The organism is Bradyrhizobium sp. USDA 3397, assembly GCF_054060965.1.
In genome coordinates this window covers 757067-778701 of record NZ_JBSSDS010000001.1, presented here as the reverse complement: position 1 = coordinate 778701, position 21635 = coordinate 757067, and the positions used below count along the sequence as shown (strand labels likewise).

The 21635-nt window shown below is 65.5% G+C and carries 22 protein-coding genes; 10 read left to right on the top strand and 12 right to left on the bottom strand.

Features of this window, described 5'->3' with window-relative positions; all coding sequences use genetic code 11:
- Nucleotides 1-50: 50 nt before the first annotated feature.
- Both ACVWYQ_RS03710 and ACVWYQ_RS03705 read left to right on the top strand, forming a co-directional pair.
- Complete coding sequence (locus tag ACVWYQ_RS03710; RefSeq protein ID WP_275509755.1) at nucleotides 51-629, top strand: HdeD family acid-resistance protein; 579 nt, start codon at nucleotides 51-53, stop codon at nucleotides 627-629.
- A gap of 235 nt (nucleotides 630-864) precedes the next feature.
- On the top strand, nucleotides 865-1950 hold the full coding sequence (locus ACVWYQ_RS03705; protein ID WP_271546593.1) for a 3-deoxy-7-phosphoheptulonate synthase: 1086 nt from the start codon (nucleotides 865-867) through the stop codon (nucleotides 1948-1950).
- Nucleotides 1951-2012: 62 nt separating this feature from the next.
- Here ACVWYQ_RS03705 and ACVWYQ_RS03700 read toward each other — a convergent pair whose 3' ends face one another.
- The 3 genes from ACVWYQ_RS03700 to epmA form a co-directional block, all read right to left on the bottom strand.
- Complete coding sequence (locus ACVWYQ_RS03700; protein ID WP_157285847.1) at nucleotides 2013-2267, bottom strand: hypothetical protein; 255 nt, start codon at nucleotides 2265-2267, stop codon at nucleotides 2013-2015.
- Nucleotides 2268-2335: 68 nt separating this feature from the next.
- The gene (locus tag ACVWYQ_RS03695; RefSeq protein ID WP_456725430.1) at nucleotides 2336-3430 is read right to left on the bottom strand and encodes a lysine-2,3-aminomutase-like protein; all 1095 of its coding nucleotides are present in this window, start codon (nucleotides 3428-3430) and stop codon (nucleotides 2336-2338) included.
- Nucleotides 3427-4479 carry an EF-P lysine aminoacylase EpmA gene (gene epmA / locus ACVWYQ_RS03690; RefSeq protein ID WP_271546596.1) on the bottom strand — a complete coding sequence of 351 codons (1053 nt, stop codon included), beginning with the start codon at nucleotides 4477-4479 and terminating at the stop codon, nucleotides 3427-3429. Before epmA ends, ACVWYQ_RS03695 begins: the two co-directional genes overlap by 4 nt.
- A 162-nt stretch (nucleotides 4480-4641) precedes the next feature.
- On the opposite strand from epmA, the gene efp reads away from it, so the two are divergent.
- The 3 genes from efp to ACVWYQ_RS03675 all read left to right on the top strand — a co-directional run bounded on the left by efp (nucleotide 4642) and on the right by ACVWYQ_RS03675 (nucleotide 7919).
- Nucleotides 4642-5208: an elongation factor P gene (gene efp, locus ACVWYQ_RS03685; RefSeq protein WP_028136595.1), complete on the top strand. Its 567-nt coding sequence runs from the start codon at nucleotides 4642-4644 to the stop codon at nucleotides 5206-5208.
- 45 nt (nucleotides 5209-5253) lie between these two features.
- The gene (locus tag ACVWYQ_RS03680) at nucleotides 5254-6855 is read left to right on the top strand and encodes a M23 family peptidase (protein ID WP_456725429.1); all 1602 of its coding nucleotides are present in this window, start codon (nucleotides 5254-5256) and stop codon (nucleotides 6853-6855) included.
- Between the two features lie 77 nt (nucleotides 6856-6932).
- The gene (locus tag ACVWYQ_RS03675) at nucleotides 6933-7919 is read left to right on the top strand and encodes a DUF808 domain-containing protein (RefSeq protein ID WP_271546600.1); all 987 of its coding nucleotides are present in this window, start codon (nucleotides 6933-6935) and stop codon (nucleotides 7917-7919) included.
- 29 nt (nucleotides 7920-7948) lie between these two features.
- Here the strand turns inward: ACVWYQ_RS03675 and ACVWYQ_RS03670 are convergent, their stop codons facing one another.
- Together ACVWYQ_RS03670 and ACVWYQ_RS03665 are read right to left on the bottom strand one after the other, a co-directional pair.
- Complete coding sequence (locus ACVWYQ_RS03670) at nucleotides 7949-8452, bottom strand: cupin domain-containing protein (RefSeq protein ID WP_225141852.1); 504 nt, start codon at nucleotides 8450-8452, stop codon at nucleotides 7949-7951.
- Between the two features lie 21 nt (nucleotides 8453-8473).
- Nucleotides 8474-8953 (bottom strand): carboxymuconolactone decarboxylase family protein, encoded by a 480-nt coding sequence (locus ACVWYQ_RS03665; protein WP_157285852.1) that lies wholly within the window; start codon nucleotides 8951-8953, stop codon nucleotides 8474-8476.
- Between the two features lie 54 nt (nucleotides 8954-9007).
- On the opposite strand from ACVWYQ_RS03665, the gene ACVWYQ_RS03660 reads away from it, so the two are divergent.
- Nucleotides 9008-9526 (top strand): MarR family winged helix-turn-helix transcriptional regulator, encoded by a 519-nt coding sequence (locus ACVWYQ_RS03660; RefSeq protein ID WP_157285853.1) that lies wholly within the window; start codon nucleotides 9008-9010, stop codon nucleotides 9524-9526.
- A gap of 35 nt (nucleotides 9527-9561) precedes the next feature.
- Here the strand turns inward: ACVWYQ_RS03660 and ACVWYQ_RS03655 are convergent, their stop codons facing one another.
- On the bottom strand, nucleotides 9562-9813 hold the full coding sequence (locus tag ACVWYQ_RS03655) for a hypothetical protein (protein ID WP_271546604.1): 252 nt from the start codon (nucleotides 9811-9813) through the stop codon (nucleotides 9562-9564).
- Nucleotides 9814-10003: 190 nt separating this feature from the next.
- Between ACVWYQ_RS03655 and ACVWYQ_RS03650 the strand changes: the two genes are divergently transcribed.
- The gene (locus ACVWYQ_RS03650; RefSeq protein ID WP_404541275.1) at nucleotides 10004-11233 is read left to right on the top strand and encodes a lytic murein transglycosylase; all 1230 of its coding nucleotides are present in this window, start codon (nucleotides 10004-10006) and stop codon (nucleotides 11231-11233) included.
- Between the two features lie 50 nt (nucleotides 11234-11283).
- Here ACVWYQ_RS03650 and ACVWYQ_RS03645 read toward each other — a convergent pair whose 3' ends face one another.
- Nucleotides 11284-11973, bottom strand: coding sequence for an FMN-dependent NADH-azoreductase (locus ACVWYQ_RS03645; protein ID WP_404541277.1), 690 nt, complete (start codon nucleotides 11971-11973; stop codon nucleotides 11284-11286).
- 108 nt (nucleotides 11974-12081) lie between these two features.
- Between ACVWYQ_RS03645 and ACVWYQ_RS03640 the strand changes: the two genes are divergently transcribed.
- Nucleotides 12082-12966, top strand: coding sequence for a LysR substrate-binding domain-containing protein (locus tag ACVWYQ_RS03640; RefSeq protein WP_404541279.1), 885 nt, complete (start codon nucleotides 12082-12084; stop codon nucleotides 12964-12966).
- Between the two features lie 39 nt (nucleotides 12967-13005).
- Here ACVWYQ_RS03640 and ACVWYQ_RS03635 read toward each other — a convergent pair whose 3' ends face one another.
- From ACVWYQ_RS03635 to recJ, 3 genes are all read right to left on the bottom strand, one after another.
- Entirely contained in the window at nucleotides 13006-13797 is a 792-nt protein-coding gene (locus ACVWYQ_RS03635; RefSeq protein WP_404541281.1) for an aldolase, read from the bottom strand.
- Nucleotides 13798-13893: 96 nt separating this feature from the next.
- Complete coding sequence (locus tag ACVWYQ_RS03630; RefSeq protein WP_271546613.1) at nucleotides 13894-14703, bottom strand: SDR family NAD(P)-dependent oxidoreductase; 810 nt, start codon at nucleotides 14701-14703, stop codon at nucleotides 13894-13896.
- Nucleotides 14704-14792: 89 nt separating this feature from the next.
- Nucleotides 14793-16634, bottom strand: coding sequence for a single-stranded-DNA-specific exonuclease RecJ (gene recJ / locus ACVWYQ_RS03625; RefSeq protein ID WP_404541284.1), 1842 nt, complete (start codon nucleotides 16632-16634; stop codon nucleotides 14793-14795).
- 282 nt (nucleotides 16635-16916) lie between these two features.
- Between recJ and ACVWYQ_RS03620 the strand changes: the two genes are divergently transcribed.
- Together ACVWYQ_RS03620 and ACVWYQ_RS03615 are read left to right on the top strand one after the other, a co-directional pair.
- Nucleotides 16917-17993 (top strand): methyl-accepting chemotaxis protein, encoded by a 1077-nt coding sequence (locus ACVWYQ_RS03620; protein WP_404541285.1) that lies wholly within the window; start codon nucleotides 16917-16919, stop codon nucleotides 17991-17993.
- A gap of 317 nt (nucleotides 17994-18310) precedes the next feature.
- Nucleotides 18311-19054, top strand: a complete 744-nt coding sequence (locus ACVWYQ_RS03615; protein ID WP_271546619.1) for an SDR family oxidoreductase — start codon at nucleotides 18311-18313, stop codon at nucleotides 19052-19054.
- Between the two features lie 32 nt (nucleotides 19055-19086).
- On the opposite strand, the gene ACVWYQ_RS03610 is transcribed toward ACVWYQ_RS03615, so the two are convergent.
- Nucleotides 19087-20088, bottom strand: coding sequence for a 4-hydroxythreonine-4-phosphate dehydrogenase PdxA (locus tag ACVWYQ_RS03610; RefSeq protein WP_271546621.1), 1002 nt, complete (start codon nucleotides 20086-20088; stop codon nucleotides 19087-19089).
- Nucleotides 20085-21623 (bottom strand): tripartite tricarboxylate transporter permease, encoded by a 1539-nt coding sequence (locus ACVWYQ_RS03605; protein WP_057029102.1) that lies wholly within the window; start codon nucleotides 21621-21623, stop codon nucleotides 20085-20087. Before ACVWYQ_RS03605 ends, ACVWYQ_RS03610 begins: the two co-directional genes overlap by 4 nt.
- Nucleotides 21624-21635 lie beyond the last annotated feature (12 nt).

The window sequence follows — 21635 nt, the reverse complement described above, 5'->3', positions numbered from 1 at the left end:
CGACAGGCCCACTAGATTGGGACGCAATCCTCTCGTTCCGGAGCCAGACGATGACATCGCCCGAGGAATTTGTCCGCCTCCAATCCGAGATGAACCAGGCGGTCAAGGCACATTGGAAGGCTTTTCTGTTCGAAGGGATCCTGCTTGCCGTCCTCGGCATTGCTGCGCTCATCCTGCCGCCGCTCGCCAGTCTTGCGACTGCGATCTTCCTCGGCTGGATGTTCCTGATCGGCGGCATCGGCGGACTGATCGCGACCTATTGGGCGCGCAGCACGCCGGGCTTCTGGTGGTCGCTGATTTCGGCTGCGCTGGCCGTGCTCACCGGCCTGCTGCTGCTGGCCCGGCCGATGCAGGCCGTGCTGACGCTGACTATCGTGCTCGGCGCCTATTTCCTCGCCGAGGGCGTCGCCACTATCATGTACGCGCTGGAGCACCGCCGTGAGCTCAGCGGCCGCTGGTCATGGCTGCTGATCTCGGGCCTCGTCGACATCGCGATCTCGTTCATGGTGATCACGGGGCTGCCGAGCTCGGCGGAGTGGGCCATTGGCGTCCTCGTCGGTATCAACCTGCTCTTCGGCGGCGCCACCCTGATCGGAATGGCGCTGGCGGCACGCAAAGGCAACAGTTGAGGCGCCTCGTCGCTCCACATTCTGATTGGGGGGTGACAAGGCGTCAGCGGCACGCTATATGGCCTTTCCATGATCACCGTCGCCACCAGCTATTTTTGGTATTTTAGCTACGACAGCTCGCTGGCGGCGGGAGGATCGCGCTCAATCTGAAACATTGCAGCAAACGTCCGAACAGCCGCCAGACCTGGCGGCTTTTTTATTGGCCGGCAGGTTCTAAAACAGACAGGAGCCCGCCGTGCTGAGCACGACCGACGATCTTCGTATCCGCGAACTGAAAGAACTGAGCACGCCGGAAGAGGTGATGCGGGAGGTCCCGCGCACGCTCACTGCGACGCGTGTGGTGATGGCCGCGCGCAACGCCATCCATGCCATCCTGAGCAATCAGGACGACCGCCTTCTGGTCGTCGTCGGCCCCTGCTCGGTGCATGATCCCAAGGCGGCGCTCGACTATGCCGAGCGGCTCGCAAAGCTTCGCGAGGATCTCGCCGATCAGCTCGAGATCGTGATGCGGGTCTATTTCGAGAAGCCGCGCACCACGGTTGGCTGGAAGGGCCTGATCAACGATCCCGACCTCGACGGCAGCTTCGACATCAACAAGGGGCTGCGGCTCGCGCGCAACGTGCTCGCGGCGGTGAACAATCTCGGCCTGCCCGCCGGCACCGAGTTCCTCGACATGACCACGCCGCAATACATCGCCGACCTCGTCTCCTGGGCCGCGATCGGCGCGCGCACGACCGAGAGCCAGATCCATCGCGAGCTGGCTTCGGGCCTGTCCTGCCCGGTCGGCTTCAAGAACGGCACCGACGGCAATGTGCGGATCGCGGCCGACGCGGTGAAATCAGCCTCGCATCCCCATCATTTCATGGCCGTCACAAAGCTCGGACGCTCGGCGATCGCCTCGACCGCCGGCAACGAGGACTGCCACATCATCCTGCGCGGCGGAGCTGAGCCGAACTACGACGCGGCAAGCGTTGCGGCGGCCTGCAACGAATTGACCAAATCCGGCGTTGCCCCGCTGGTGATGGTCGATGCCAGCCATGCCAATTCGAGCAAGAAGCCGGAGAACCAGCCGCTGGTGATGGCCGACATCGCCCGCCAGATCTCTGGCGGCGAGAGCCGCATCATGGGCGTGATGATCGAGAGCAACCTCGTCGCCGGCCGCCAGGATGTCGTGCCGGGCAAGCCGCTCACTTACGGGCAGAGCATCACGGACGGCTGCATCGACTGGGCAACGACGGCGAAGACGCTCGAGCAGCTCGCCGACGCGGTCGAGATTCGCCGCAATATCCAGCGCGCCGGACTGCACGAGAGGTCAGCCTGACGGATCACGAGTTTAGGATGCCTCGTTCCTCACCTCTCCCCGACGGGGAGAGGTGTAAAGCCTCAGCAGCCGCGGCAGATGCTCTTGATCTTCTTGTCGAGCGCCTGGTTTTCCTTGCTGAGCGGATCGTTCGCATCGCTCAGATTCTTCTCGCTAGGCACATCGCTGGCACGCGGCTGGCGATGACCGACCGGCGCCGGCAACACCGATCCGGACGATGCGCCGCTTGAGGTCGACCCCTTGGAGCCGCCGGTCTGCGCAACAGCCGCGCCGCCAAGCAAGACCACGAGCGATACTGCCAGCATGATCTTCGTCATGTCCATTTCTCCATTCTCAAATCAGCGTCCAAGCCCAGCACTCAAGTCAGCGTCGATGCCATCGCCACTCATGCTTCGGGCGGATAGAGATGAACGTCGCCGCAATAGTCGACGATACGATAGCGCGTTTCTGATTCCGCTTCACTTGTCTCGTTTGCGGTATTTTTCACCGCCGACACGTAATTCGGACCCACCGGCGACTTGCCGGCACCGCCGGGAATGTCGATGACATAGTCCGGCTGACACAAACCCGACACCCGCCCGCGCAACTGCCGCATCAAGGCCTGCCCCGCTGCCAACGTCGTGCGCAGATGCGCCGTTCCCGGGGCGAGATCGCCGTGGTGCAGATAATAGGGCTTGATCCGGCATTCGACGAAAGCTCGCATCAAATCCGAGAGAGCGGCGATGTCGTCATTGACGCCGCGCAAAAGCACGGACTGGCTCACCAGGGGAATTCCAGCATCGACGAGCCGCGCGCAGGCATCGCGCGCGGCTCCCGTCAGTTCGCGCGCGTGATTGGCGTGTACCGCGACCCAGGTGGCCGCGCCCGCAACCTTCAGGGCTGCAACCATCTCCGCGCTGACGCGCGCGGGTTCGGCCACCGGGACACGGGTGTGGAGACGGATGATCTTGACGTGATCGATGGCCGCAAGGTCGGCCATGATCTCGCTCATCCGCCGGGGCGACAGCATCAGGGGATCGCCGCCGGTCAGGATCACTTCCCAGATCTCGCCATGCGACCGGATGTAGTCGATCGCGGCGCGATAGGCGCTCTCCGACAGCGCATTCTCCTTGCCGGGCCCGACCATCTCGCGGCGGAAGCAGAAGCGGCAATAGACCGCGCAGACGTGCACGAGCTTGAACAGCACGCGGTCGGGATAGCGGTGCACGATTCCCGCGACCGGCGAATGCGGGTGATCGCCGATCGGATCGGCATTCTCGCCCGGCTGCGCCTCGAGCTCGGCCGAAACAGGAACGAACTGCCGCGCGATGGGATCGTCGGGATCCGTCGCATCGATCAGCCCGACCAGATCCGGCGTGATCGCCACGGCATAGCGCGCGGCGACGCGTTCGAGCGCCGGCAGCGCCGATGCGGGCGCCAGGCCCTCGGCTACCAGCTCGGCAGGTTCGCGCAGGGTGCGTGCAAGGTTCGTCTTTGTCATCTCTCATCCGCAGGCGGTGTCCACACCACCTGATCAATTCGTGTGGCGCCGCTCGCCAACATCACCAGCCGGTCGAAGCCGAGCGCGACACCGCTCGCCTCCGGCATTGCGGCGACCGCCGCCAGAAAATCCTCGTCGAGCGGATAGGCTTCGCCATAGCGGCGCTGCTTCTCCGTCATGGATTCCGTGAAGCGTTTGCGCTGCTCCTCGGCATCGGTCAGCTCTCCAAAGCCGTTGGCGAGCTCGACGCCGCAGGCATAGACCTCGAAACGTTCGGCGACCCTCGGATCGTCCGTCTTCACCCGCGCCAGTGCCGCCTCTGGAGATGGGTATTCGAACAGGATGGTCAAACGCCCCTGCCCCAGCTGCGGCTCGACGTGCTCGACCAGGACCTTGCTGAAGATGTCGGACCAGGTGTCGTCCTCGGCGACACGGACCTTCCCGGCTGCCGCAGCGGCAAGCGCCGCACGGTTACCCTCGCCGCCCGAGATTGTCGACAGCAGGTCGATGCCGGCGAACTGCGCGAAGGCGCCCGCGACCGTCAGGAGCTCCGGCTCGGCGAAGGGATCGGCGGTCCGGCCGCGGAAGGAGAAGGCTTCGATCCCGGTCGCCTGCGCCGCTCGGGCGATCACGACGACGCAATCGGCCATGATGGCATCATAGGGCGCTCCCGCCCGGTACCATTCCAGCATGGTGAACTCGGGCAGATGCAGGTCGCCGCGCTCGCGGTCCCGGAACACCCGTGCGAACTCGAAAATCCGCGTCTCGCCCGCCGCCAGCAGCTTCTTGCAGGCGAATTCGGGGGAGGTGCGCAGGTATCGGCTGGCCCGGCTGCCATCGGGCCGCATGATCTCGGTCCTGGGGGCGTGCAGATGGGTCTCGTTGCCCGGAGAGACCTGGATAATGGAGGTTTCGACCTCCACAAACCCCTGTTCGGCGAAAAACCCCCGCAAAGCTCCGGTCACGGCGCCCCTTGCCTGGAGGAACGGCCGTCGGTCGAGGTGGCGCGCGGGCGACCAAAACGGCGACATCGGCTTGTCCCCAGCCATCAACCCACCGCCCCGGCCGGCAGCAAAATGCTGGCATCCAACGGCAAAATCAGTATGTTGCGGCCCGAAACGGGTGCCGAGGTCCGATTTGAGGCCCCAAGTCCCCCAGCAATTCGACCACGTCCTGGCTGGTGCCGGGCCAAGCAAGCAGGAAATACAGCTTTGAGAGTCATCGCCAGTTCTATTCGCAAGGGCAACGTGATCGAGCAAGACGGCAAGCTCTATGTCGTCGTGAGCGCCGAGAACATCCATCCCGGCAAGGGAACCCCGGTCAGCCAGATCGAAATGCGCCGAATCTCGGACGGGGTAAAGATCTCGGAACGCTACAAGACCACCGACCAGGTCGAAAAGGCCACCATCGAAGAGCGCAACTACACCTTCCTTTACGAAGATGGCGATGGCTACCACTTCATGAACCCCGAGACCTACGACCAGGTTCAGGTTTCCAAGGACGTCGTCGGCGACGCGGCCGCGTATCTTCAGCCGGATATGACCGTCAAACTGTCGATGCATGACACCAATCCGGTGTCGATCGCACTGCCGCAGCGCGTGACGCTGGAAGTGGTGGAGACCGAGCCGGTGACCAAGGGCCAGACCGCCTCCTCCTCCTACAAGCCGGCGGTGCTGTCCAACGGCGTGCGCACCACCGTGCCGCCGCACATCTCGGTCGGCACGCGCATTGTGGTGATGACCGAAGACGGTTCCTACTCCGAGCGTGCCAAGGACTAAGCGAGCCATCGAGGATCGGAACAGGTACCGCCGGGGGGCGAAGCAGTGGGCAGGAACAGTCTCCGCTTCGTCTCGCTTCTCCTGGCGTGGCCGTCGCTTCTCGTTGCCGCACCGATCGCTGCGGATGAATTCCGCAGCCCCTCGCTGACGGCCCTGCGCATCGAGTGGCGCGCGGCGCTCGACCAGCTTCGCAGCGAGATCAACAGCCGTCCGCAAATTGCGGGCGACTTCATCTTCGCACCGCGCCGTTCGGTGCCGCGCTACGATCCGCGCGCGATGCCGGCACTGGTGCAGCTCAACGCGGTCTCCTCGCGCTTCTTCACCGGCATTACCCGAAGTCCCGTCCCCGTGCTGCTGCCGTTCGACGCCGCCGCGTATCTCGATGCGCAGCGCAGCGGCGCGCCGGCGACGCTCGCGCTGGCGCGCTACCAAGCCGACTTCAATCCCGTCGACATGTTCGATGCCGGTCCTGCCGGCTACAGCGCGACCTTCTCGCTCGAGCCCGGCGCCGGTGACGGCATGCCGAGCCGGGTGTACGCAAAGCCTGTCGAGGTGCAGATCACGGGCTCGGCGCTGCTCTACGACATCGCCGATCCGGCCGGGGGCAAGGGCGAGCCAGTCAAGCCGCTCGCCGCAACCTACCCGGATCTGCGCAGGTTCATCCGGGAAGGCTATGTGCGCTATGCCTTCACCCGCTTCGGCGCCGCCTATGTGGTCTCGATCCAGTGCCTCGACAGTGTCGCGAGGCCACGGCGGCTCGCCTGCAAGGAGGCCTATCCAGTCGCCGAGCGCTTCCTGAAGGCACTGCGCGTCGCAGGCGGCCAGCGCATGCGGCCCCTGGCGGACGTTGCGTCCAACATTATCGATCGCCCCGCGGTGCGTTCACCGGATTTCAGCTACCGGCCGAGCGGCGACATCATTCCGAACACCGGCTACCGCAAGCAGGGCGGTCATCCCGACGCCATGGCCTATGCCCAGATCCGCTTTCCCTTGGAGAAGGCGCCCGCCTTCGTGCGCTCCCAATCCTTCGGCAAGCGCGACAAGAGCGAAGGCCCGACCGCCTATCCCTGGCGCGACAATTTCTGCGAGTCGCGCAGTTTCGAGGTGTGGCAATGCGGCGGAGGTTACGGCCACCAGGGCGAGGACATCCGCGCCGCCGACTGCCCTTCGCCCGGTGAAGGCCGCGAGCCCTGCGATCCCAAGCGGCGCGGCGTCGTCGCCGTGCGTGACGCAATCGTCATCCGTGGAGCCAAGGACCAGGCCGCAACGCTTCAGGTCAATAGCCGCACCGAGCACATTCGTTTCCGCTACATGCACATGAATCCGCATGCGATGAACGCCGATGGCGTGCTCAACGGCCGCATCGTCACCGAAGGCGAGAAGATCGGCGTGATCTCGAACTACCTCGACCGTCCCGCCGGCACCTCGATGCACCTGCATTTCGACGTCCAGGTATTCACCCGCGATGGCTGGATCTGGGTCAGCCCCTACGTGACGCTGGTCTCGGCCTATGAACGGCTGATCCGCGCGCGCGGCCGCGAGATCGGCCCGGAGATCGCGGTCACGGCGCAGCCGGTGGCCCATGCGCTGCCGGAAGACGTGCTCAAGCCTGACCTGCGCGAGGGAGCGGGCGGCGAGCAGAACTGAGAGCGTACTGGTTCGTTGCCGGAGCGGGCAGGAAAGCCTCTGGTCGCGCCCCCGCTCGAACGAAGAAGGATAGGTTGATGAGTGTCGGACTGATCGGTCTTCTCGACGACATCGCGGGGATCGCTAAGGTGGCTGCAGCGTCGCTCGATGATATCGCCAGCCAGGCAGCCAAGGCAGGCACAAAGGCGGCTGGCGTGGTCATCGACGATGCGGCGGTCACGCCGAACTACGTCATCGGTTTTGCTTCGAAACGCGAGCTGCCGATCGTCGGCAAGATCGCGGTCGGATCGCTACGCAACAAACTGCTGATCTTGCTGCCGATTGCCCTGCTGCTCGGCTATTTCCTTCCCGCTGCGGTCACGCCGCTGCTGATGCTGGGCGGCGCCTTTCTCTGCTATGAGGGCGCCGAAAAGGTGCTCGAAGCCGTGATGCCGCATCATGCGCACCAGCACGAAGCTCAGCTCGAGCCGATTGCGTTGAATGCCCAGTCGGTCGAGGACGAGAAGGTCGCTGGCGCCATCAAGACGGATTTCATCCTGTCGGCGGAGATCATGGCGATCACGCTGGCGGCCCTCCCGGCGGGCAGCATCTGGACGCAGGCGCTGGTGCTGGCGCTGGTCGGCCTCTTCATCACTGTTGGCGTCTATGGCGTGGTGGCCCTGATCGTGAAGGCGGACGATGCTGGCATCGCCCTCGCGCGGTTCGACGGCGCCTCGCTCGCCGGCGGCGCGATCCGATTGCTTGGGCGCGCGCTCGTCCGCGGCATGCCCGTTTTCCTGGCGGTGCTGAGCACGATCGGCACCGCCGCCATGATCTGGGTCGGCGGTGGCATCATCCTGCACGGCATCGAGAAGTACGGCCCACCCGCGATCGGCCACACGGTCCATGCCATAACCGAGGCTGCCGCACATCTCCTTCCATCCGTTGCCGGCATCGTCGAATGGTCGGTCGAGGCAGCCATCTCGGGTGCGCTTGGACTGCTCGTCGGCGCGGTTGCCATTCCGGTCGTCCAATACGGACTCGCGCCGGCCTGGAAGCGGTTGAGGCGATCGCGATCGGCCTGAGCACAGCCATTGCGGATGACGCGCGCAGCCTATTCCAGGAACGTCGTCAGCTGCGCGCCCTCATCCGCCACGAACACCGCGATCAGTTCCGCCGGCTCGGTCATGCTGGCATTGGCCGAGACCAGATGCGTCGAGCCCGGCGGTTCGAAGAAGGACTGGCCGACGCCAAACGTCTCGACCGGGCCGCCGCCGAGCTGCGAGCGGATCTCGCCCTTGGTGATGTAGGCGGTGACGGAGCCGGAGTGACGATGCGGGCGCGAAAACCCGCCTGGACCATAGGACACGCGCACGATGGTAACGCGTTTGCCGGGCACGTTCGGAAGCGCGTAGGAGCCGATCGGCTCAACCTTATCGAGCGGCGAGCCTTCCGCCGCCGTCGCGCAGAGCGGCGCGAGGGCGCTGGACACGCTGTCGATCGTCACCGGCAGAGCTTTGCCGATTGCCAGCGCGCAAACTAATCCTGCGATGACGGCGAACGCTGTCGAACGTGACGGCAACGGGTACTGCACGGCTGAAAGGCTCATGGCTGTCATCGTGATCTTCCCCTCTCCCCGTCAGGACGAAGCGGCAACGGCGGCCGCCGGCCGCTTTGCAGGCGTCCAGCGAAACGCCGCGCCAAAACGGTTCCAGACGTTGATCGAGGCGACCGCCGAGGTCAGGTACGTCAGTTCAGTCTCGGAGAATTCGCCGGACGCTTCCGCGTAGACCTCCTCGCTGACGCCGTCCGGCAAACAGGTCAGCGCCTCGGCCCAGGCGAGCGCAGCCCGCTCGCGCGGCGAAAAGATCGGCGCCTCGCGCCAGACCGCGAGCAGATGGAGCTTGTCGAGGGGAACGCCGATCCGTTCCGACAGCAGGACGTGGTGTTGCACGCAGAACGCGCAGCCGTTGATCTGAGAGGCGCGCAGCTTGACCAGCTCGAGCAGCTGCTTGTCGAGGCCGGCCTTGGCCGCAAGCTGGCCCAGCGCCAGCACCAGATCAAACGCATCGGGCGCGATCCGCTTGAAATCCTCGTATTCGCTGCGGGCGTGTGCCATTGCCATTCACCTCGGCTTATTATAAGAGCTCAGATACATTATAAGAGCTCTTATATGTCGCGCAAGACGAATGTCATGACATTGCAATCGGGCCGCAAGGCCGTTGCAGCCGGCGCGGTGCATGTCCCGGCACCGGGCGAAGGCAAGCGCGGCGAGCAAGGCTATCTCGGCTACCTGCTGCGCCAGGCCCACGCCGCGGTTCGCCTGACGATGGAGCGCACGCTCGCCGATCTCGGCGTGACCTCGCCGCAATTCGCGGTGCTGACGATGCTGAACGCCTATCCGGGCTTGTCGGGGGCCGATGTCGCCCGCCTCACCTTCCTGACGCCCCAGACCGTCGGCGTCATCATCCGCAATCTCGAACGCGACGGCGCGATTGCGATGACGCCTCATCCCGTTCACGGCCGCATCCAGCAATGGACGCTGACGCCGCGAGGCGCGACTCTTTTGAAGACGTGCCGGCAGCGTGTGCTCGAATTGGAGAAGCGGCTCGCTCGCAATTTGGATGCAAAGGCGGAAACCGCGATCCGGCGTTGGCTTGCCGGAATCGCGGCTGACCTTCAGGAGGACTAGGCGACCGGCATTCGCGGCTGTCGTGGCCGCTGGTGCTACCCGCCTTTCAAGGCGTTCTTAACTGCGCCGTCCGGCCAGCTCTCGTCCGCCGCGATCACCCGCACCCGGGTCTGGTCGGCGGGATTGACCAGCACGTGCGAACTCACCCGCTCACCGCTCGGCTCCAGACGCAAATCGGTTTCGGGCTTCCAGCTCAGCGTCGTCGCGAGGTCGCCGGGAAAGATCTTCCATTGCGATCCGTCGTCGAGTTCGACGATATGGCTTTCGGCGTGCGTGCGTATCTTCATTCCACCCCGACGATTCGATGAACAGGAAGGCCGGCCGTACCAGGACCGACTATTCTCCTCTGGCGTGGGAGGAATGCGGGAGTGGGGCACTTGTTCCGGTGGGAACGACCGACGGGGTCGGGCCGAGTTGACGCACGCGGCCGTTTCGGAACCGACTCACGCGTGCCATGTTTCCGGCTAGAATGTGCCCATGAAGCACACTGATTCCTCGCCCCGTCATACACGCCGCGCCCTGCTCCAGTCGACGCTCGGTGCAGCCGCTTTGCTCGCGCTTCCCACCCGCGCTCTCGCCGCGCCTCCCGGCTTCGACGAATGGCGCGAGAGCTTTCGTGCGCGCGCGATGGCAAAAGGTATTTCCGCCGCGACATGGCAGCGCGCGATGGGACGGGTCGAACCGGACATGAGCGTGTTTGCGCAGATGCGCAACCAGCCCGAATTCCGCGAGCAGGTTTGGCAGTACATCAACCGCCGCGTCTCGGACTGGCGCATCATCAACGGCAAGATCGCGCTGAAGAACAACGAGGCGCTGTTCGCCCGCATCGAGCGCGATTTCGGGGTCGAGCGCGGCACGCTGCTGGCGCTATGGGGCGTCGAGTCCGCCTATGGCGATCCGCTGGTGCAGCAGAACCACATGCGGCCGGTGTTTCCCTCGCTCGCCGCGCTCGCCTGGAACGAGCCGCGCCGCAAGGCCTATTGGGAGACCGAGCTGATCAATGCACTGCGCATCGTCGACAAGGGCTGGTCCACGCCTGAGGACATGCGCGGATCATGGGCCGGCGCGATGGGTCATTCGCAATGGATGCCGGAGGTCTGGCTCAATGTCGGTATCGACTATGACGGCGACGGCAAGGTCTCGCCATTCGGCAAGCCCGACGATGCGCTGGGCTCGACCGCAAAATATCTCGTCAATCGCGGCAAGTGGCACCGCGGCGAGCATTGGGGCTACGAGGTGCGCGCGCCCGCCAACATGAGCGGCAGCCGGACGTTTGCGGCCTGGCAGGCGGCCGGCGTGACTCGTGCCGACGGCCAATCATTTCCGCAGCCCAATGCATCCGCGCAGATGTGGACGCCGGTTGCGGGCGGGCCGACCTTCCTGCTCGGGCCGAATTTCTACTCGGTGAAGAGCTACAACCCTTCCATGAACTACGCGCTGGCGATCTGCCATCTCGGGGATCGCTGCCTGGGAGCCCCGCCCTTCATCCAGCCCTTCCCGGGCTCCGAGCGGGCGTTGACGCTCGCCGAAGTGCAGGAGATGCAGACGCGCCTGACCAAGGCCGGCTTCGACACGGGCGGCACCGACGGCCGGGTTGGCAACGACACCATGAAGGCAGTCAAGGAGTTTCAGCAGAAGGTCGGGATCGCGCCCGCCGACGGCTACGGCGGGCTGAAGGTGCTGGCCAAGCTGCGGCAAACCAACTAGCACGGCTGGGAGCTCGGCGCTGGCGCCTCCGCCGCAGCTGCAGCCGACCCTTAAGCCGCGTTTCGCTGTTCTGTGAGCTTCAGCAGCTCGTCGACGAGGTCATCCACGGCACGCTCGGCCGCGGCAATCGACGCCTGCAACCGATCGTCGGCGAATTCGTCGTACTCGACTGCGATGCTGTGGAAGGCCGTGATCCCGATGAAAGCAAACACGTCCCGGACGGCTCCTTCGGCATGATTGACGGCGGCCATGCGCCCGCCCGGATCGTACCCGTAGTCTCCGCGCGAGCCGAGCAGGACAAGACGCTTGTCCATGCCCGCAAGCAGCGCCGAATATGGATCGTCCGGGCGTGATCGGTCGAAGCCGAACGTGCGTCCGACCCGAACGACGTTGTCTATGTATGCCTTGAACTGCGCTGGCACACCGAAGTTGTACATTGGCACGCCCGCGACGATCAGATCAGCTGAGATCAACTCGTCGACCAGCGCATCGCTTTCCGCCAAAGCCTCGCTCATCCATGGCTCGCGCCGATCGGGCTTCGCGAAGGCCGCTTTGACCCAGCCGTCCGTCACCGGGCCCGGTGCGAAGCGACCGAGGTCGCGGCTGACGACGCGATCCCCCGGCCGCGACTGTAGCCATCGCTGGACGAAACGCTGAGTTAGACGCCTGGTGTGCGAACCGCGCGGATTTGCATCTGAAGGCTCCAACCGCGCGCTTGAATCGATTTGTAGCAGTTGCATTGCAGCACTCCTCTCATCTGTTTGCCCAATAGATCGGTTCAGGCCCCGTCGTTGACAAACGAAAGTTGCTCAGCTTATGGATGAACTGCATTCATCCTCGAGTTCGCGATGAGAAGGCTTCCTCCGCTGGCGGGATTGCGTGCATTTGAAGCGGCGGCACGTCACCTCAGCTTCAAGCGCGCGGCCGACGAGCTTCACGTCACGCCGACCGCGATCAGCCATCAGGTGCGACAGCTGGAGCAGACGGTCGGGGTCAGGCTGTTCGAGCGCCGGACCCGGCAGGTTCTGCTCACCGCGGAAGGACAGGTCCTGCTTCCAGTCCTGCGCGACGGCTTTGATGCGTTTGCGCGTGTTCTGGAAGGATTGAGCCGGAAGCGACGCCGGGCGGTGGTCACACTTTCGGCGACGCCGGCTTTCACAGCCAAATGGCTGGTGCCGCGTCTTGCTGGGCTCCGAAAGAGCAGAGCCGACATTGATCTCACATTGCTTGCGAGCTTGGAGGTGGCCGATCTCAATTCGACCGCGGACCTCGCACTTCGCTACGGTTCCGGTCCTTATCCCGATCTGATTGCCGAGCCGCTCACGGTCGATCGTTTCGCGCCGGTGGTCAGTCCGCGCTTGGGCATCCGAAGACCGAGCGACCTGCGCTCAGCAACGCTGCTACATTTCGACTGGCACCGTCGTGATGCCCGAAATCCGACCTGGCGGCGCTGGCTCAAGACGGCCGGCATTAACGACGTTGATGCGCGCGCCGGCGTGCGTTTCAGCGATGAAACCCATGCCATCCAGGCAACCGTCGCGGGTGCTGGTATCGCTTTGCACAGTCTTGTGCTCGTCGCCGACGAACTTTCGCAGGGAACGTTGATCGCACCATTCGGGCCGGAGCTGGAAGGCTCTTCGCTGCACTTGGTCCGCAGCCGCGACCGGCCGCTCACCGAGCCGGTCGAGGCTGTACGACACTGGCTGAAGTCAGAGTTCAACGCGGCCCGCTGATACGCAGCGCAGCTCGCGCGCCGCGGAATGACATCGTGGTCAGTGCCGATATTGCGGCTCCACCGCATCGAGCTGCCGCCGGATCGCGGCGAGATGCAGCCGCGCGGATTCGGAATCGCCCTCGCGCATCTGCCTGTAGGTCTCCGCCGCAACGGCGGGATCGACCGGCAGCACCTTCCGCCCCGTCGACATCGCCAGCACCTGCACCTCAGCGGCGCGCTCGAGATAATACAAATCGTCCCAGGCCTCCGCGATGGTCGGCGCCAGCACCATCACGCCGTGATGCTTCATAAAAACGATGTCGGCATCGCCGACGGCGGACGCGATGCGGGCACCTTCGCGGCTGTCGAGCGCGAGGCCGCTGTAGTCGCGGTCGACCGCGGTGCGGCCGTAGAATTTCAGCGCGGTCTGGCCGGCCCAGATCAGGGGCTCGCCCTCGGTCATCGACAGCGCCGTCGCATAGGGCATGTGGGTGTGGAAGGCGGCCTTGGCGCGCGGCAGCAGCCTGTGCATCTCGGCATGGATGTAGAACGCGGTCGCCTCGGGCACGCCCTCGCCGTCGAGGACATTGCCGTGGAAGTCGCAGATCAACAGCTTCGACGCGGTTAGCTCGCGGAAGGCGTAGCCGTAGGGATTGACGAGGAACAGGTCGTCATGGCCCGGCACCACCGCCGAGAAGTGGTTGCAGATGCCCTCCTCAAAGCCGTTGCGCGCGGCCATGCGGAAGCAGGCGGCGAGATCCTCGCGCGCGGTGCGGATCGCGTCGGTGGCGAGATCGGGCCGGTTCGAACGATGCGGCGCGGGCGAGGACGCGTGAAGGCTGTGCGCCATGGCGAGTAAAACCTCTGTCGGTTGGCAGTTGCTCATCTTGTACAGGGGCAACGCCTGCGCGTCAGCCCCTGTGGCAGCCACCCTGCCCTGCGCAGCTCAAGCGCGCCGCGGCACGCCGCCGGCGTTCATGCCGCCGTCGATGACGAGCTCGCTGCCGGTGACGTAGCGCGAGGCATCGGAAGCGAGATACAGCACGCCCGAAGCGATCTCCGCGGCGTGGCCGGCGCGGCCAAGCGGCGTGACGACGCGGGCGCGCTCCTCCGGATCGATCGGAGCGTTCTGGCCGGCGCCGGCCGCCCCCGTCGGGATCTTGCCCCAGATCGGGGTGTCGATGATGCCGGGGTGAACCGAGTTGACCCGGATGCCATCGCCCGCAGCCGCGCATTCCATCGCGATCGACTTGGCGAACAGCCGCACGCCGCCCTTCGTCGCCGAATAGGCCGACAATCCGGGCGAGCCGCGCAGGCCCGCCAGCGAGGACATCATGATGATCGAGCCGCCGCCGGTCCTGCGCATCAAAGGCAGGCAATGCTTGACCGAGAGGAACACGCCATCGAGGTTGATCGCGTTCTGCTTGCGCCAGTCGGCGAGCGTCATGTCGACGATCGACGGCACGGAAATGCCGATACCCGCATTGGAGACGAGCACGTCGAGCCGGCCGAAGCGCTTTGCGATCTCGGCGACGATCTCGATCCAGCGCTCTTCGCTGGTGACATCCTGCTCCAGGAAGATCGCCTTGCCGCCCACGTTTGTTACGCGCCTAGCGAGCTCCGGGCCGCGCAGCTCGTCGATATCGGTGACGACGACACTCGCGCCCTCGCGCGCGAACAGCTCGACGATGGCCTCGCCTATGCCGGAGGCGCCACCCGTCACCAGCGCGACCTTGCCCTCAACCTGCCCTGCCATGCTCACTCCCTTTTCTTGTCGTTCGAGGCCGTTATTTTTTGCGCATGATCTTTGTCGGAAAACCGCTTCGCACTTTTCCGGATCATGCGTCATCTAATCACGGATGGCCCCTGGTCCGGTAGCGCGACGTCGACGACACGGAATTGCACACGCTCGGCGCCCTGGTAGCGATCGACCGAGAGCGAGCCCGCAACGTGCATCGGCTGGCCGCGATTGGCGAGCAGCGCATTGCCGAGCTTCTGGCCGACCGAACGGAACGCGATGCCGTTGACGATGGCGCCGTCGCCCGCCTTGAAGCGCAGGCGCAGATGCGCCTGCCCGACCTCGTCGGCAAACACGAGCTGGTGCGACGGCAGCGCCAGCACCGGCTCCGGATTGCCGCTGCCGAAGGGACCGGCGCGGTTGAGCGTCGTCGCCAGCTCCGGCGTCACCGCACGGGCGGTGACCGCGCCGTCAATATAGAGCTCGTTGACGTGGCGCGCCTCGGCGACGTCGCGCGCCAGCGCGCTCTCGATATAGGCGCGGAATTCGGCGAGCTTCTCCTTCCGCAGCGTCACGCCCGCAGCCATCGCGTGGCCGCCGCCCTTGAGCAGAATGCCGTCGGCGACCGCCTGCCGCACTGCTTTGCCGAGATCGACGCCGGCGATCGAACGGCCCGAGCCCGTGCCGATGCCGCCCGGCTCCAGCGCAATGGCAAAGGCGGGCCGCGAGAACTTCTCCTTCAGGCGGGAGGCAACGAGGCCGACCACGCCGGGATGCCAGCCTTCCGAGGCCGTGACGATCACGGCGAGCTTGTCCTCCAGCCCGATCGAGGCCAGCGCTTCGGCTTCGGCCTGGGCTTCCGCCGCCTGCTCGATGACGCGACGTTCGCTGTTGAGACGGTCGAGCTCGGCCGCGATCCGCGCCGCCTCGACGCTGTCGCCTTCGAGCAGCAGCCGCACGCCGAGATCGGCGCGGCCAATACGGCCGCCGGCATTGACGCGCGGGCCCAGCATGAAGCCGAGATGCCAGGCCTCCGGCGGGCCGTTGAGCCGCGCCACGTCCATCAGCGCCGTGTGGCCGACATGGTCGCGCCGACGCATCGCGATCAGCCCCTTGGCGACGAAAGCGCGGTTGAGGCCGATCAGCGGCGCGACGTCGGCGACGGTGCCGAGCGCGACGTGATGCAGCATGCCCAGGAGATCGGGCTCCGGCATTTCGCTGGTCCAGAAGCCACGCTGCCGCAGCTCGCGATTGACCGCGACCAGCGTCACCAGCACGAGGCCGACAGCGGCGAGATGACCGAGGCCGGAGAGATCGTCGAGCCGGTTCGGATTGACCAGCGCATCCACCACCGGCAGCTCCGTGCCAGCCTGGTGATGGTCGATCACGACCACGGACATGCCGAGGCGCTTGGCCTCGGCGAGTGGCTCGATGCTGGTGGTGCCGCAATCGACGGTCACGAGCAGCGTGGCGCCCTTGCCCGCGAGCGCGCGCACCGCTTCCGTGTTGGGGCCGTAGCCCTCGAAAATCCGGTCGGGAATGTGGATCAGCGGATCGAGCCCGCAATGGCGCAGATGCCAGGCCAGCAGCGCCGCCGAGGTCGCGCCATCAACGTCGTAGTCTCCGAAGATCGCGACCTTCTCGCCCCTGGTCGCGGCATCCGCGATGCGTTTGGCGGCGGCCTCCATTTCCGTCACCGTGAACGGGTCCGGCAGCAGCTTTCGGATGGTCGGATCGAGGAAGTCGGCGACGGCATCGATGTCGACACCGCGGCCGGCCAGCACCCGCGCCAGCAGTTCCGGCAATTGGTGCCGCTGCACGATGGCGAGCGCCTGGGCTGCCCCGCGCGCATCGAGCCGGTCGCGCCACAGCTTGTCGGTGAGCGAGCGCGCCACGCCCAGGAAGGCCTGGGGCGCTTCGACGGGGAGCGCGGATGCGGGAGGCGTCATGACGAGGGCTATCGATTGGGAACTCGGGTCCGGGCGACACGCTCGGGGCCGCGACTGGCTTGAAAGGATTGGCTGGGAAACCCCGGCGATTTGCAACGGCCGGGACGCACAAAGCGGTGGATGGCCAGCAGGCAGGCCGGAGTGACTATCATTTAGGCATCCCGCCAAACAGCAAATTAAGCAGGCGTTAGGCGGAATCCTCGAAAAAGAATCGTATTCGATCTGTAAGTCGTTGTTCCCCGTTCATTGCAGATCAGACCTCATTGCCAAGGGAAGTTCCCGATGTCTGCTGCGCTGGGTCTGAAAGCCAAGCCGATCGCCACCGAACCCGCGGACGATGATTCCGACGTCTCCGCGCTGATCAACCGTCTCACCGCCGAGGTCAACCAGATCGCGGTCGACAAGACCAAGTCGATCCAGCAGATCACCAACCAGATGAAGATGCTGGCGCTGAACGCGCTGATCGAGAGCTCCCGCGCCGGCGCGCAAGGCGCGGGCTTTGCGGTGGTGGCACAGGAGGTGCGCGGCGTCGGCCAGCAGGTCGAAACCATCGCCCGCGAGCTCGAGACCCAATTGACGAAACGCACCGGCGATCTCGTCGCCTCGATCGACCGCATGAGCCAGCGCTCCCGCGGCGAGCGGATGGTCGACCTGTCGCTCAACGCGATCGAGCTGATCGACCGCAATCTCTACGAACGCACCTGCGACGTGCGCTGGTGGGCCACCGATTCCGCCGTGGTCGATTGCGCAGCCTCGTCCAATGCTGCGGCCGTCTCCCATGCCTCGCAGCGCCTCGGCGTGATCCTCGGGGCCTACACCGTCTATCTCGATCTCTGGCTCTGCGACCTCGATGGCAACGTCGTCGCCAACGGCCGCGCCGACCGCTTCCGCGTCGTCGGCCAGAACGTCGCCCACACCAAATGGTTTCGCGACGCGAGAGCCCTTCGCTCCGGCGACGACTATGTCGCCGGGGACGTCGAGAACCAACCGCTGCTCGGCAATGCGCAGGTCGCGACCTATTGCGCCAGCGTCCGCGCCGGCGGCCAGGCCCATGGCGCGCCGATCGGGGTTCTCGCCATCCATTTCGACTGGGAGCCGCAGGCCCGCGCCATCGTGCAGGGCGTGCGCGTCGGCGACAGCGACAAGGCGCGCGTATTGCTGGTCGATTCGAATTTCCGCGTGATCGCGGCGTCCGACGGCCAGGGCATCCTCAGCGAGCGCATCTCGCTGTCGCTGAACGGCCAGCGCTCCGGCTTCTATCAGGAACGCACGGGCACACTGGTCGCGTTCCATGCCACGCCGGGCTACGAGACCTATCGAGGGCTCGGCTGGTACGGCGTGATCGTCTGCGGGTCGTGAGGCGAGCAGCGGCCGCCTCCCGGAATCGGAGGCCGTCGCCCGTCCCATCCAAAACTGCGAAACAACCCCATGCACAGTAGCCTGGGGATTGTTTTCATTAGCATTTTCAAGGGCCAGTCCGCCGCTTGCGGCGACCAAACATTTTGACACGTCGGGCAAAACGCTGGCAGCATTTTCCGGCAAGGTAAGCCCGCTACAGGCAAGAGCCTGCGCCATGGATCGGCTAGAGTCACTTCGCACCACATGAGTGACGTGGGAGGCGTGAGTTTCGATTGGCTTCGATCATCTCCCGCCCCACAATCGCAAGGAGACAAGCCATGAAGATCGTCGTGATCGGCGGAACCGGATTGATCGGATCAAGACTGGTGGCGAAGCTCAAGCAGCAGGGCCACGAAGCGGTGGCAGCTTCGCCGAAATCGGGCGTGAACGCCGTAACCGGGGAAGGCCTTGCCGCAGCGCTTTCGGGCGCAGATGTGGTCGTCGACGTCGCCAACGCGCCGTCCTGGGAGCCGGCAGCGGTGCTCGCATTCTTCCAGCAATCGAGCGAGAATCTCGTCGCGGCAGAAACCGCAGCAGGCGTGAAGCATCACGTGGCGCTCTCGATCGTCGGCACCGACCGCTCGCCCGACAACGCCTATTTCCGTGCCAAGCTGGCGCAGGAAACCGTCATCAAGTCCGCCTCGGTGCCCTACTCGATCGTGCGCGCCACCCAGTTCTTCGAATTCCTCGCGGCCATTGCCGACACAAGCGCAATCGAGGGGAAGATCGTCGTTCCCACGGCTCAGTTTCAGCCGATCGCGGCCGACGACGTCGTCGATCGCCTCGCGGAGGTCGCAAGCGGCCGGCCGCTCAACGGCACGATCGATATCGCCGGCCCCGAGAAGGCCCCCTTCAATGAATTCATCGCGCGCCGCCTGAAGGCGTCCGGCGACCCACGCCCCGTGATCGGAGATCGGACGGCGCTGTACTACGGCACTCCCATCGACGACACGTCGTTGAACCCACTCGGCGAAGCACGGCTCGGGGCGACGCCGCTCGCAAAATGGCTCGCGAGCCGCTGAGGCACCGGCGGGCACGCTAGATCAGCATGCGATCAGCCGGTGCGCCGCGCCATCTCCGCGGCGAGCAGCAGCGCGGCACGGCTGGCGCCGATCGAGGCGATGCCCTGCCCCGCGATGTCGTAGGCGGTGCCATGCGCGGGCGTGCAGATCGGGAACGGGAAGCCGCCGAGCAAGGTCACGCCGCGATCGAAACCCATTAGCTTCATCGCGATCTGGCCCTGGTCGTGATACATCGTCAGCACGGCATCGAAGGCGCCCGCCTTGGCGCGCAGGAACACGGTGTCGGCCGGAAACGGTCCCTCCGCGGCAATGCCCTCGCGCTGGCTTGCTGCGACCATCGGCGCGATCACGTCGATCTCCTCGCGGCCGAAATTGCCACCGTCCCCGGCATGGGGATTGAGGCCTGCGACCGCGATGCGCGGCCGCGCAAAGCCGGCGTTCCGCATGCAGAAATCGGTCAGCTTGAGCGCGCGATGGATGCGTTCGCCGGATAGATTCGCAGCGACGTCCTTGAGCGGGATGTGCGAGGTGACCCGTGCGTTCCAGAGCCGGTCGAGCACGTTGAATTCGCTTGCCGGCGTCTTGAGACCGACGACCTCGGCCGAGAACGCGATCTCGTCCTCGTACTCGGCGCGGGCAAGGCGCATCGCCTGCTTGTTGAAGGGCGTGAAGCAGACCGCGTCGACATGGCCGTCGCGGCCGAGCTCGAGCGCATGCCTGTAATTGGCCAGCGCGAATTTTCCGCCGGCAAGGGTCGCAGTCTTGGGCTCGACCTCCCTGGGAGCAAGGTGGCGGAGATCGACGAACAGCGCATCTTCCTGCGCTGCGCGAAGATCGGCGCCCTGCTCTAGCATCTTCAGCTCCGGCTTGACGCCCGCAATGCGCGCGCCCTCGTCGAAAATGCGGCGGTCGCCGATAACGACGAGCCGGCAGCCCGCGCGGATGTCGTCCTGCGCCACGAGCTTGGCCGTCAGCTCCGGGCTGATGCCGGCGGGATCTCCCATGGCCAGCGCAATCAGCGGCTTTGCGGTCATATGATCGCCCTTTCCTGGACTGGCGCATCGGTCGCGGGCGACGCAGGTTTGCGCCACAGCCGCGGCAGCTGCAACAGAAGCGGAAGCAGCAGCAGCGCGATGCCGCCCACGATCAGGCACGTCACCAGCTTGTTCGCAAAGAAAATGCCGAGAGATCCCTTGGAGATCAGCATCGACTGCCGGAAGGCGTCCTCGGCCTTGTCGCCGATGACGATCGCGAGCACGAGCGGCGCCAGCGGATAGAACAGCTTCTTGAAGAGATAGCCGACGACCCCGAAGCCGAGCATCATGACGACGTCGAGATAGGAGTTCGACACCGAATAAGCGCCGACGACGCAGATGATCACGATCAGCGGCGCGATCACCACGAAGGGAATCCGCATCAGGGCGGCGAACACCGGGACCGTCAGCAGCACCAGGGCGACGGCGACAATGTTGCCGACATACATCGAGGCGATCAGGCCCCAGACAAAATCCTTTTGGTCCACGAACAGCATGGGCCCGGGATTGAGGCCCCAGATCATCAACCCGCCCATCATCACGGCCGCGGTCGCCGAGCCGGGAATGCCAAGCGAGAGCATCGGCAGCAGCGCGCTGGTCCCGGCGGCATGATCGGCCGTCTCCGGCGAGACGATGCCTTCGACCTCGCCCGTGCCGAAATGTCGGCCGCGCCGTGAAAAGCGCCGCGCGATACCGTAGCTCATGAAGGAGGCCGCGGTCGGGCCGCCCGGCGTGATGCCCATCCAGCATCCGATCGCGGCACTGCGCAGCAGCGCAACGCCGTGCCGCGGCAGGCGGCCGACGGCGCGAAACACCTCGCGCCAATCGATCTTGGAAGAGACCGCGCGGGCGTGAAACTCCTCCTCGACGGCGACCAGCAGTTCGCCAATGCCGAACAGGCCCATGACCGCCACGACGAAGCTGACGCCCTTGACGAGTTCGTCCACGCCCATGGTGAGGCGGACGCTTCCGGAGACCGTGTCGATGCCGATGGCGGCGATGGCGAAGCCGAGCGCCAGCGCCACGACGGTCTTGATCGGCGCCGCACCGCCCATGCCGACGAAGCTGGCAAAGGCGAGAAAATAGACGGCAAAATACTCGGCCGGCCCGAACGCGAGCGCAGCCTGCGCCACCCAGGAGGCGAGGAAGGTGATCAGGATGACGCCGACCAGCGCGCCGAACGCCGCCGAACCGAAGGCGGTCGCGAGCGCGGTGGTCGGCCTGCCGTCGCGCGCCATCGGATAGCCGTCGAAGGTGGTCGCCACCGACGACGGCTCCCCCGGGATATTGAACAGGATGGAGGTCACCGATCCCCCGAACAGCGCGCCCCAATACATGCTGGAGAGCAGGATGATGGCCGAGACCGGCTGCATGCCGAAGGTGAGCGGCAGGAGCAGCGACACGCCGTTCGGCGCGCCCAGCCCCGGCAGCACGCCGACGAGAATGCCGAGCAGCACGCCGACCACCATCAGGACCAGATGCGGCACCGTGACCGCGATGGTGAAGCCGTGCAGGAGCTCCTGGAGATTGTCCATCCCGCCGCTCCC

Excerpts from the sequence above, each read along its gene's own strand:
- ACVWYQ_RS03710 (WP_275509755.1), top strand. The coding sequence starts at position 51 with ATGACATCGCCCGAGGAATTTGTCCGCCTCCAATCCGAGATGAACCAG.
- ACVWYQ_RS03700 (WP_157285847.1), bottom strand. The coding sequence starts at position 2,267 with ATGACGAAGATCATGCTGGCAGTATCGCTCGTGGTCTTGCTTGGCGGC.
- ACVWYQ_RS03695 (WP_456725430.1), bottom strand. The coding sequence starts at position 3,430 with ATGACAAAGACGAACCTTGCACGCACCCTGCGCGAACCTGCCGAGCTG.
- epmA (WP_271546596.1), bottom strand. The coding sequence starts at position 4,479 with ATGGCTGGGGACAAGCCGATGTCGCCGTTTTGGTCGCCCGCGCGCCAC.
- ACVWYQ_RS03675 (WP_271546600.1), top strand. The coding sequence starts at position 6,933 with ATGAGTGTCGGACTGATCGGTCTTCTCGACGACATCGCGGGGATCGCT.
- ACVWYQ_RS03670 (WP_225141852.1), bottom strand. The coding sequence starts at position 8,452 with ATGACAGCCATGAGCCTTTCAGCCGTGCAGTACCCGTTGCCGTCACGT.
- ACVWYQ_RS03665 (WP_157285852.1), bottom strand. The coding sequence starts at position 8,953 with ATGGCACACGCCCGCAGCGAATACGAGGATTTCAAGCGGATCGCGCCC.
- ACVWYQ_RS03660 (WP_157285853.1), top strand. The coding sequence starts at position 9,008 with ATGTCGCGCAAGACGAATGTCATGACATTGCAATCGGGCCGCAAGGCC.
- ACVWYQ_RS03655 (WP_271546604.1), bottom strand. The coding sequence starts at position 9,813 with ATGAAGATACGCACGCACGCCGAAAGCCATATCGTCGAACTCGACGAC.
- ACVWYQ_RS03650 (WP_404541275.1), top strand. The coding sequence starts at position 10,004 with ATGAAGCACACTGATTCCTCGCCCCGTCATACACGCCGCGCCCTGCTC.
- ACVWYQ_RS03645 (WP_404541277.1), bottom strand. The coding sequence starts at position 11,973 with ATGCAACTGCTACAAATCGATTCAAGCGCGCGGTTGGAGCCTTCAGAT.
- ACVWYQ_RS03640 (WP_404541279.1), top strand. The coding sequence starts at position 12,082 with ATGAGAAGGCTTCCTCCGCTGGCGGGATTGCGTGCATTTGAAGCGGCG.
- ACVWYQ_RS03635 (WP_404541281.1), bottom strand. The coding sequence starts at position 13,797 with ATGGCGCACAGCCTTCACGCGTCCTCGCCCGCGCCGCATCGTTCGAAC.
- ACVWYQ_RS03630 (WP_271546613.1), bottom strand. The coding sequence starts at position 14,703 with ATGGCAGGGCAGGTTGAGGGCAAGGTCGCGCTGGTGACGGGTGGCGCC.
- recJ (WP_404541284.1), bottom strand. The coding sequence starts at position 16,634 with ATGACGCCTCCCGCATCCGCGCTCCCCGTCGAAGCGCCCCAGGCCTTC.
- ACVWYQ_RS03620 (WP_404541285.1), top strand. The coding sequence starts at position 16,917 with ATGTCTGCTGCGCTGGGTCTGAAAGCCAAGCCGATCGCCACCGAACCC.
- ACVWYQ_RS03615 (WP_271546619.1), top strand. The coding sequence starts at position 18,311 with ATGAAGATCGTCGTGATCGGCGGAACCGGATTGATCGGATCAAGACTG.
- ACVWYQ_RS03610 (WP_271546621.1), bottom strand. The coding sequence starts at position 20,088 with ATGACCGCAAAGCCGCTGATTGCGCTGGCCATGGGAGATCCCGCCGGC.
- ACVWYQ_RS03605 (WP_057029102.1), bottom strand. The coding sequence starts at position 21,623 with ATGGACAATCTCCAGGAGCTCCTGCACGGCTTCACCATCGCGGTCACG.